Origin of the sequence: Proteus sp. G2669, from assembly GCF_009915245.1 — a bacterium.
In the GTDB taxonomy this organism is placed as follows: domain Bacteria; phylum Pseudomonadota; class Gammaproteobacteria; order Enterobacterales; family Enterobacteriaceae; genus Proteus.
In genome coordinates, this window is the sequence record NZ_JAABLX010000008.1 from 181,155 (window position 1) to 193,124 (window position 11,970).

Here is an 11,970-nt window from a genome sequence, read left to right on the forward strand (position 1 = left end):
CTATTACCGTTCTCTTAATGCTTCATTAATTTTATTAAATGGCTTAATTAAATACTGTAATACTGTTTTACTGCCTGTTGTTATTTCGACAGACGCAATCATCCCCGGCGTAATAGAAAATGATTTTCCCGCCTTATTCACTAAATAATCTTTATCGGTTTTGATATATATTTTGTAATACGTCACATCACTTTTAACTTCATCTTTCACCGTATCCGGTGAAATAACACTGACCGTTCCCTCTAATCCGCCATAAATAGCATAATCATAAGCCGTTATTTTGACTTTGGCTTCTTGTCCTGGATGAATAAAAGCAATATCTTTTGGCGATATCTTAGCTTCAATAATTAATGTATCTTCCAAAGGAACAATATCCATCAAAATACCATTTGGAGGAACCACACCACCAATTGTTGAATTTTGAATATTCTTCACAATACCTTTAACTGGCGATATCATAGTTGTTTTTTGTACAAAATCTTGTCGCCCTTTAATTAAAGGCGCTAAGCTATCTATTTCAGCCATTACTTTCGCGAGTTCTTGTCGCGCAGTAACATAAAAATCCGAAGTGTATTCTTGTGTTTTACTTTCTAAATCAATCAATTCCTTTTCTAATCTTAATACTTCAACGGTACTACTAGCACCTTGGCGAGCAAGTTCTTTATTAATATTTAATTGCTGACGAATAATGTGCTTACTCTTTTGCAAATTAGCGAGTGTTTGAGTAAGTTTTTGTTTGCGAGACAAATAAAGCTTATTTTCATAATTAATTAATTCAGTTTGCGTTTGTAATTCCTCAGGGAAAACCAAATTAACTATTTTATGTTGTTCAACCTCTGCTTTTAATCGAATAGATGTTGCTAAAGCCGTATTATATTTTGCCTGTGATTCCTCTAGGCTTGATGCTGTTCTTGTCGAATCTAATGTCGCTAACGTTTGTCCAACTTGAACAATATCCCCTTCTCTCACAAAAATATTAGTTACAATCCCACCATCTAGAGATTGAATAAGTTGCTCTTTAGAACTTGGGATAATTTTCCCATTCCCTTTTGTCACCTCGGCAACTTCAGCAAAATAAGCCCAAATCACCATAATAAATAAAAAGATAAAGATAGCCATGATAATACGATTTGCTCTACTGGCTTTAGTATCATCAATCAAACCAAATTCAGCAGCATCACCAATACTGTCTTCAATAAGATAGAGATCTTTATCTTTTTTATTCGTAATATAACGATAATCCGCAATAAGATTTTTTATTCGTTTAAAAAATCCCACTTTTTCTTCTTGGGTCTGTTGTATTCCTTGATTGTGTTGTTGATTTAAACTTTCTAATTCTTTTACCAACTTATTCATCTCATCAGGAGATACTGCATTCGATGAGTTATCTTTTTTATTTTTCATCTGTTACTCCTGAAAGCATTTTTAATGCAACTGCTTTGGGTTTATCAAGTACAATTTTGCCACCCGAAACAACAATAATACGATCCACAAGTTCTAATAATTTTTTTCTATGCGTGGTAATAATAAATGTTTTTCCAAGAGACGTTTTTTCAATATTCTTAATGAAATTAGCTTCAGTAATATCATCAAGAGATGCTGTTGGCTCATCCAATAGTAAAGTCGTTGGTTTTTTCAATAACAAACGGCTTAATAATAATGACTGTTTTTGCCCTCCTGATATCCCAATACCGCCTTCTTGAATAATATAATTAATCCCTTCTGGTAATTTATTTATAAATTCAGCAGCACCTGTTTCCTCAAGAACTTGATAAATTTCCTCATCGGTAGCTAATGGATTTCCTAATGTCACATTATCTCGTACAGTACCGTAAAATAACTTAGCATTTTGGCTTAAATAGCCCACATCTCTACGTAAATCTGAAGGATCTAAGGTATTTAATTCAATATTATCTAGTGTTATTGTTCCTTCTTGATATTCCATCTTACCAAAAAGTGCCGAAAGCAAAGAGGATTTACCCGCACCATTGCGACCTATAATCGCAATTTTCTCACCGGGTTTAATTTCTAATTCATTTATATAAATCGCATAATTTGGGCTATTTTGATTAAATTTAAAACCAATATTCTCTAATTTATAATGGCCTTTAATAAAAGGTAAATGGACTTTTTTAATAGACGTAGGATGATCAACTGGTAATTCCATAATAGACGTCAGCCCTTTTATTGATACCTTAGTTTGTTGCCAACGCGTAATAATATTCGCCATTTGAGAAATAGGCCCCATCATTCGGGAACTTAATATAGAAGAAGCGACGAGTGCCCCAGTTGAGAGTTCACCACTGATCACTAAAGGGGTTCCCATACAAATCACCCCCACAAACACACTGTTTTGAATAAAATAAGCCATACTACTTAATTTATGTGTTAGGTGTTTTAGCTTTAAACTGGCTTCAGCACTCGTTTTTGTATAATGGATCCATTGCTGTTGAAAACGATACTCTGCCTGCATAGCTTTGATATCATCAAGCCCTTGAACTGATTCAACAATCATGCCACTACGTAGAGTGCTTTCTCTCATTGCTTCGTTGGCAAGCACAAACAATTTTTTCTGTGCTAATAGCCCAGGCGTTATCATTAAGAAAAAACCAGCTAATGGAATGACACAAATAATTCCGCCAATCATATAAATAATAAAGAGAAAAAAGAGAAAGAAAGGTAAATCTGCAATGGCTGCGACTGTACTAGACGTCATCATTTCTCTAATTTGTTCAAGATCACGCAACTGAGAAATAAAAGAACCTGTAGAAGGTGGGCGATTACTGTCTTTTATCCTTAAAGAATGCCCATAAACACGATCTGACATGCGTAAATCAGCTTTTTTTCCTAATAAATCAATCACTCCATAACGCAACATTTTAAGAATATAATCAAAAATAAAAGCAATTAATACGCCCACAACCAAAACAAACATCGTTGAATAAGATTGTGATGGAATAATCCTATCATAGGTTTGCATAGAATAAGTGATCCCAGCCAAACCCAAGACATTAATAATAAACGTTGCCATAATGACATATTTATAAGGAGAAACGTCTCTTAATAAAATGCGCCATAGCCAATGTTTTTCTGTCGGTTTAATATATAAATCCACTCTTGGATCAGGTCTATCAACCATTGGTCTAAAAATAGCAATTCTTTTTATATTTTCTTTTAGTGTGTCTATATCAACATCAATAGCTAGACCATGATCGCCGCTGAATAATATTGTCGCGTTATTGCCTTTTATATTTTGAACTATCCCCACTCTGCCATCATTACTTTCAACAACAACAGGTAAAGACCAAACATTGAATTTAAATTTTTTGCTGTCTATAAATTTAGCAACTAAACAACATTGTCTAGCTAATAATTTAATTACGTCATCATAAGAAATATTATTCTCATACCATTTAGCCGTGATATTGATATTTTCTGGTGAAAAATCTAATCGGTAATGATTGGCTATATTTATAATCGCTTCTTTATAATTTTCTAAATAGCAATGAGCGTTATTATTTTCACTATTTTCCATAATAATACCTTAATATGGGAAAAACATCCTCATGCCGTATTGGCACGAGGATGTTAATTATTTATTTTATTTTTATAGATTTAGATATTATGAGTTGTCCCCATATCTTCCTCTGTTATTAGTGTTGCAACCTGATGAGATTCAATATTCCCATCATGTGTCGTTTCACTAACAAAAAGTGGAGACTGAATTGCCTGTTCTGTTTCTTGAGAAGCTGGAACAATATTATCAATATTAATATTGGCCTGACTTGCATCCGTTAACAATTCACTTAATTCAGGTAACTCAACATTATCTTGTTGTTCATTCGATATTGTTTCTGAGGCTTCACCTAACTGAAGTAATGCCGCGATATCAAGATTATTTTCTCCATCAATGTCGGTATCAACGTCAGTGTCTGTGTCGGTATCTACATCAGTATCTGTGTCGGTATCAACGTCAGTGTCTGTGTCGGTATCAACGTCAGTGTCTGTGTCGGTATCAACGTCAGTGTCTGTGTCGGTATCTACATCAGTATCTGTGTCGGTATCAACGTCAGTGTCTGTGTCGGTATCAACGTCAGTATCTGTGTCGGTATCAACGTCAGTATCTGTGTCGGTATCTACATCAGTATCTGTGTCGGTATCTACATCAGTATCTGTGTCGGTATCTACATCAGTATCTGTGTCGGTATCTACATCAGTATCTGTGTCAGTGTCTGTGTCGGTATCTACATCAGTATCTGTGTCTGTGTCTGTGTCGGTATCTACATCAGTATCTGTGTCGCCTGTCGATGGTTTAGTTGGTGCGATAGGATCAATATCGATATCATCAAAGTTTATGCCATCATTTGAATCTTGGTCTGTAGGTGGCTCTTGTGTATTTGAATTCACATTACCTTGTACAGATAAATAGTTTTTGCCAAGAATAAATGCATCACTTTGAATATGCTCCCACTGACCACCTTCATAAGCGATTGCAGCATAAATCCATTTCAGATCAGGATATTGGTCGGTTGTTACGCCTTCAATTTTGACAACTTTTTGGCCACCAATCATTTGAACAACGCCAGTACCTACAACAGTCTTATAATCATAAAAATCATAGACTTTTATCTGTTGTCCTACTTCAAATTTGGTACTCTTCAAGTAAAGGTGTTTTTTGTTATCCACCCAAGCTGTCACATCTTTCGTGGTAATGTCAGCATATTTACCCGTTATTAAATCACTATGAATTTCGGCTGGTGACTCTTTCTTACCGAAAGAAGCACTCTTAGAAGATTCATTTTCACCAACACCAACACGACTAATGGCTAAATTGCTTGAATCACCTAACCCTTTAACGGTATCCCATGAATGTGCGCCAGAATATTCAGTCACCACACCCACAAATTTACCGTTATGTAATGCCACATGCCCTTTACCGATTTCTTCAAAATCTCGTATACCTAATAGGTTTGTTGAGACTTTATAGAGAGTAAAGGCATCACCAGCTTTCAAACCGTCACCCGTGATCATAATCGTATGATCTTCAGTGATGTATGCTTCGACATTCTTAGGTGTTGAAGAATCCTTAACTTTAAAGCTACGACTAATATCTGAGGTGTCTTTTCCTAACTCTTTTTGATAGCCATACAGATAACTTAAATCGTTACCACTCGACTTGATATTGTTTGCTGTTTCTTTATCTACAAAAATATCAACGTATTTGCTGCCATCTGTACGAGTGTGAACAGTACCTGAACCAAATGTTTTATCGACAGTACCAGAAATATTACCTAGCCATGCGCTATACCACGGTAAATCTTTACCTCCTAATGTAAAGACCGCACCATCAACAAGTCGGGCTCCTTCGATATGAATTTTACCGTCATTGGTAACAGTAATATCCAATGCTGTATCCAATGCACCCGCTGGTTTCTGCGTTTTTTCTCCCGTACTTAAATAAGGGTCAAACATTTTCAGAGAGTTAAGTGCATCGTTATAATCTTGCTGCAATTCAGCCAGCTTGATCTTCGAAATCGTTCCTGACAACTTAGCTTCCGTCATCACTTTATTGGCAGTTTGTAACTGTGTATAAAGCGAGTTGTAAACTAAATCTTTTTGTTCTTTGGTATCTGTTGCATTGAGTAACTTTTCAATGTTTTTCGCTTCAGAAACAACATTATCAATTAATATTTGAGCCGCGACGATTGGATCTTCAGCTGACAAATTATTGACTGAAATGTTGAGTTTATTCAGATTAGCCTGAACCATATCCAGTGGTGCACCATCAATAATTGATTGCTCAACTAATTGATAAGCTTCACTCAGTTCTGCAGCTAATTTCTGAACAGCATCATATTTCTCACTCGCACTCTTAATACCTGACAGCTCTTTTGAAGAGGCATAAGCCTGATTCGTCATTTCCGTCAGTTGAGTGATGCTATTCCATGCTTTTGAGAAACCTTCAATTTCTTTACTAAATTCTTCAATTTGATAATTGTAATACGCTAATTTAACGTCTTTAACGCCTTTCGCGGAGTACTCTTCCGATAGTACTTTCGCATCATTTAATGCACGAATAGCAATTTTGTACTGCTCTTCAAAGACAGCATGATTAGAAAGCGTTGATTTATCTAAGTTGATATGTGCGTTATACACAGACTCTTGCAGTAAACTCATGACAATATCGAGGTCAGCAAAGGCTTGCTCACCTAACTGTCCATGGAATTCATTCATTAAGTTTACTTTGGTTTCATTAGCAGTATGCGCTGCACTATTAAGATAAGTCGTGCCTGCACTGTCTAATCCCAACTCTTTCGCTTTATTAGCACGCTCTTTACCTTCAGCTAATAACGCATTTGCTTCCGTTACGATAGATAAGAACTCGGTAGGATCTTTGATTACCGAAGTTGGGTCTTTTTTCAGTAGCTCATCGGCTTTTTTATACTCATTTGTCGCAGTTGTTAATAACTCTAAAGAGAGTGACATACGTGAGTAAGCATCAATTTCCTGAAGAACCCCTTTTGGATAATCAAGCTTGTTATCAAGTGAGTTGTAATACTTGTTGAGTTGATCTGTAAGATAATCTGGAACACCTTTACTAGAAGCATTTGCTACTGCATCTTTAGCATTATTCAGACTATCTTGAGCCGCAATGACACTATTTTTAATTGCTGTCGCTTGCTGAATAGAAGTAATGTTGTTCTCTTTTGCTTCAGCCGCTTTATCAACCGCTTTTCTAACAGCAACCTCAGCTTCAGTTATTGCAGCTTTGGCATCGTTATAGGCTTCAATAATATCTTCTTCAGTAAGTTGATTATCTTTTGCTTGAGCAATCAATACTTCAGATTCATTATTTTGTTTATCAACAAGCGCTTCTGTTTCATCAAACTGCTTATCAACACCAGTGAAGGTTTTCAATAAAGCATCTTGTAAAGAACCGGCACTGATTGATGATTTAATATTGCTGACAACATCATCATATAAGCCTTTTGCTTCAATCAGTTGTTCTTTGGCTTCTAGCGCTTTAGCCAGTTTTTTCTCTGCTAACAGAATATTTTCTGCAGTTGGTGTTTTAACAGCTTGTTTCGCTGCCATTAAAGCATCATCAGAGAGTGTTTTTGCATTATTTAATGCAGTATCAAGTGCGCTTTTGAAAATACCTAATTTTGCTAATGCATTCTCAATATTCTCTGGTGATTTATCTTTAGCCAGATCATTAATTGCATCATTCGCATCTTTAGCTTTATCTTCTAAACCATCAATATCAATCGCATTCAGAGTTAAGCCATCTAACGTAGTTTGCGCTGAACCAATCGTATCATTTGCACCATTAATACCTTTTAATGCATGTTCAATTAAACCTTGATCCACACCATCAATGTTTGCCGCATCATTAATGACACTGTGCAGTTTTTCTATATTCAGCTCAGCTTTATTAATAATATCTTGAGCATCTTTTACTGCTTTATCAAAGTTCTTAACATTAGCAGGACTTGGATTTTTCTGTGCGTGATCAAAAGCTGTTTGTGCTTTATCTACCGCTTTAATCACTTCGTTTAATTGCGCATTAATAACATTATCAACATTTAACAATGCTTTATTAATGGCGTCACTATCACCTGAGCCAATTTTATCTTTAAGATGATCAACTAATTGACTGATATCATCACCTTCAAAATCAGGTAATTTTTCATCAGGAATAGCATTCTTCGCTTTCGCAATATTTGCCCCAGCTTTGCTGATTTCATTGTCAAAGTATTTAATATTGGCAATGTATTCTTTAAATTCTGGGTTATTTTCTGGTGTTAAGCCTTTACTAATCGCTTTTTCAACAGTCTTTTGTAAGTCGCTGGTATTCTCTTTAGCTAATGTATACAGCTCATCAGCAGTATTAAGTAAATACTTCACATCTTGTAAAGCCTGCTGATATTCAACGCTAGACTTATCCATTTCGGCAAGTTTTAGTGCTGCTTCTAAGGCTTCTAAGGCTTTACTCGTAAGCTCTTGAACTAACTCATTGTTATTATCAATAGCTGCTTTTAATGCCTTATTGAAATTATTGATACTTTCTTTATTTTTTGGATCTAATTTATCTAATGCTGTATTTAAATCATCAAATACAACATGAGACTCAATTTCCTGAATCTGTTTATTCAGGTTATTAGCTTCTTTTTTCAGATCATTGAGGCGTTCTAAAAGCTCTGCTTCCGTCGCTTCATATTTCGCAATAACATTACTACCTACACCACCTTTTAAGGCTTTATCTAATGCAGCTTTTACTTTCTCATCAGCTAATTCTGCATTTTCAATAGCTTTAGTGAACTCATTTAAGACTGCTTTCGCATTCTTAATATCTTGTTCTTTAGGTGATGTTGATTCCAATAGTTTTTCAATTTGACTATTCGCTGTTATGCCTTTTTTCTGAGCTTGAAGAATTTCAGTATCAAGTTTATCCAGCGTATTTTTGATATTCGCAATTAAATCAGGATCACCTTCCTGGTTATGTAAATTATCGAGAATATCAAGCGCATTATTAAGTGCAGTATTCGCACTGAGTAATGAGGTATCAGCTTGATCAGCTAGCGCTTCTGTAACAATGAGATCAATATCTGTACCTTGTGCTTTTTCGATTAATTTATCGAGATGATCTTTACTATTTTGCGCTTTTTCAATGTATTGAGTCGCATCACGAACTGACTGTTCAGCAATCAATAAATCATCATAATTGCCTGATACTTTAGCTTTTTCAGCGTCATCTTTAGCAATATTCGCTTTTTCTTCAGCTAATTTAGCTAAATCAGCCACCAACTCAGCCGCTTTTTCTAAACTCTCTTTTGCTTTAGCCTTATTCTCATCCGTTGGATCTTTAATCACATCATCAATTGCAGTATCTGCATCATCTAATGCAGGCTCTGTAATGTCTGAAGTTAATTTATCCAGAATATTTTGAGAAGTAAGAAGGTCATTTTCTGCAGTTGTCAGATGCTCAATCGTGATGTTTAAATCGGTAGCAGCATTTGTCGTATCAACGCCTTTGCTTTCTGCTTTATCAATTAATTGGCTTAATTGCTCTTTTGCAACATTTGCTTTATCAAATGCTTCTTGAGCTATTACTAATAATGCTTTGGCAGCCAATACATCGTCAGATGTTAAACTTTCACTTGCTGTTTCTGCTGCAACTTTTGCTTCATAAGCGAGTGTTTGTGCTTTCTCAGCCAACGTCACAACATACTCAGAGGCAGTGTCTAAAACCTCTTTAACTTGCTCTTTTTCTTCATCTGTTGAGTTTTCATCAAGATCATCAAGGCCTTTTTCAGCATCATCCAATGCATCCTGACCATCAAGATCTGCTTTGATATTTGCTAATGTATTTTCAGCATCACCCACAAGATTTAGCGCATTATCAATATGTTCATTCGCTAGGATAAATTCTGCCGTTGCATCCTGAACATTAACTTGTTTTGCCTGCGCTTTTTCAATCAGATTTTCCAATTGTTGTTGCGCTTCTTGAGCTAATTTAATTGCATCTTGAGCGACAACGACTGCATCGTAAGCCAATTGAATATCTGCGTCAGATTTACTGATAGCCGCTTTATCTGCCGCCTGTTTTGCTGCTTCTGACAATGCTTCAGCTTTTTGCGCTAATTCAGAGCCATATTTAACTGCATTATCAACCGCTTCTTTGGCTTTTTCTAACTTATCTTCTGATGCATCTTTACCCAAATCATCAATAATACTATTAGCATCATCAATTGGATTTTTATCATCAGTTTTACGTAAATCTTGGATAATGGCATCAGTATCATTAATCAGTTGATGCGTTGTATCAAGATTCGTTTGAGCCTGTTGAGCATCATCTAACGCAACCTCTGTTGAAACACCTTTTTCTTGTGCTTTAACAATAAGTTGGTCTAACTCTGCTTTTATTTGCTCGGCATGAGAGAATTCAACTTTTGCTTTCTCTAATAGAGCTTCAGCTTCAACAAGATCAGTCTGTTTACCGCTATTGAATGCTTTTTCTGCTGCTGATTTAGCAAGTTCAGCCAATATCAGTGCATTTTCTGTCACAGTAACAACATATTCAGATGCTAATTCAACCGCATCTTTCGCTTGCTCTTTATCTTGCTCTGATGAATTTTCATCTAAATTATCAATAATCTCAGTACCCTTATCCAATGCATCTTTTGCATCATCAATAAGTTGTAACTTATCAAGAATTGACTGTGTATCTTTTAGATTTTGAGTTGCTTCATCTAATGAGATTTGAGACTTATCAGCATCAATTTGAGCATCCGCTGTATCAACACCTTTACTTTGTGCTTTTTCAATTAAGCTATCTAATGTTGCTTTAGCTTCATTTGCTTTATCTAATGCTTCATCCGCTTTAGCAAACAATGTCTTAGCGGCAGCAAAGTCTTTCGCACTACCGGAGATCAATGCTTTTTCTGCTGCCAGTTTAGCACTACTAGATAAAAGTTCTGCTTTCGATGCTAAATTAACCACTAAATCTGAAGCAGCATCTAAAGATACTTTTGCTTTAGCTAATTCATCTGGTGTTGAATTTTCAGTTAAATCATCAATCAGATCATTGGCCTTATCTAATGCATCTTGCTCTTTCAGTAAGTCATTCACCATATCCAGAATATTTTGTGTATGACTTAAAATATCATTGGCATTATCAATGTGTTCTTGTGAAAGAAGTGCATCAGATTGGGCTTCATCTGTATTAATTTCTTTAGCTATCGCCTTGGTAATTAGCGCATCCAACTTATCTTTAGCGACTTGAGCCTTATTAACTGCCTCTTGTGCTTTTTCTTGCAATAAAAGCGCGGTGTTCAGATCTTTTTCTTTGCCAGAAATGAGAGCTTGTTCAGCAGAATCATGAGCTTTTTTAGCCAAGATTTCTGCTTTTTCAGCGAGACCCACCACATAATCAGAAGCTGCATTTAATGATGCTTTAGCTTCTTCTTTTTGTGCATCAGTTGGATCTTCTGGTAAATCTTCAAGAATATCATCGGTTTTATCCAAGATATTCGTATCTTCACCATTAGTTTCTTTATCTAACATATCAATAATAAACTGCACATTCGCTAGTGTATGTGCTGCATCATCAATATGTCCCTGCGCTTTATTTGCATCAATTTGAGCATCAGTTATATCAATATCTTTCCCTTGAGCTTTTTGAATTAAGGCATCAAGTTCAGCTTTTGCTTGTTTCGCCGTATTTAATATTTCATTGGCTTGACTTAATAACGTTTTGGCTAAATCAATATCGACTTTATTCTCACTAATCAATGCTTTATCAATAGCGGCTTTAGCCATATCAGCATAAAGATCAGCTTTCAATGCCAATGCAACAACATATTCAGAAGCTGCATCTAACACTTTTTTCGCTTCAGCTTTCTCTTCTTCTGTTGCTGTATCTTTATCTAAGTCATCAATAATTTCGTTACCATCATCAATATTCCCACCTCCATTTTCGGTTGTGGTCAATGTATCGATGATTTTTTCAGCTGCATTCAGCGCACTGTTGGCTTCATCTAACTGTGCTTGAGCTGTTTCTGCGACCTGTTGTGCATCGGCAGTATCAACCCCTTTAGCATTTGCTTTGTCGATCAACGCATCTAATTTGGCTTTCACCGCTTCAGCGTTAGCAACGGCTTCTTGCGCCACTTTTAGATCGGCTTGCGCTTGGGCTAAATCGGCTTTATCACCACTTATTAACGCTTTTTCCGCCGCGGTTTCTGCCGCTTTGGCTAACGTTAAGGCATCAGTAATTTGCTGGCCAATCAACTCGGCGGCATTATCCAGCTTCGCTTTAACTTCGGCTTTTTCTTTGTCAGACGCATCATCCGGCAGATCGTCGATCGCCGTATCAGTGTCATCAATCACATCGACGTCTAACAGGCTGTCGATGATTTGCTGAGCATTTTCTAAGGCTAATTGTGCGTCATCTAACTGTGCTTGAGC

General features: G+C 36.1%; 3 protein-coding genes. All 3 read right to left on the reverse strand.

Features of this window, described 5'->3' with window-relative positions:
• Positions 1–3: 3 nt before the first annotated feature.
• The 3 genes from GWI68_RS01310 to GWI68_RS01320 all read right to left on the reverse strand — a co-directional run bounded on the left by GWI68_RS01310 (position 4) and on the right by GWI68_RS01320 (position 11,892).
• Positions 4–1,404 (reverse strand): HlyD family efflux transporter periplasmic adaptor subunit, encoded by a 1,401-nt coding sequence (locus GWI68_RS01310; RefSeq protein WP_227336178.1) that lies wholly within the window; start codon positions 1,402–1,404, stop codon positions 4–6.
• Complete coding sequence (locus GWI68_RS01315) at positions 1,394–3,535, reverse strand: type I secretion system permease/ATPase (protein ID WP_166539170.1); 2,142 nt, start codon at positions 3,533–3,535, stop codon at positions 1,394–1,396. The genes GWI68_RS01310 and GWI68_RS01315 overlap by 11 nt, the downstream gene beginning before the upstream one ends.
• 80 nt (positions 3,536–3,615) lie before the next feature.
• On the reverse strand, positions 3,616–11,892 hold the full coding sequence (locus GWI68_RS01320) for a hypothetical protein (RefSeq protein ID WP_208105081.1): 8,277 nt from the start codon (positions 11,890–11,892) through the stop codon (positions 3,616–3,618).
• Positions 11,893–11,970 lie beyond the last annotated feature (78 nt).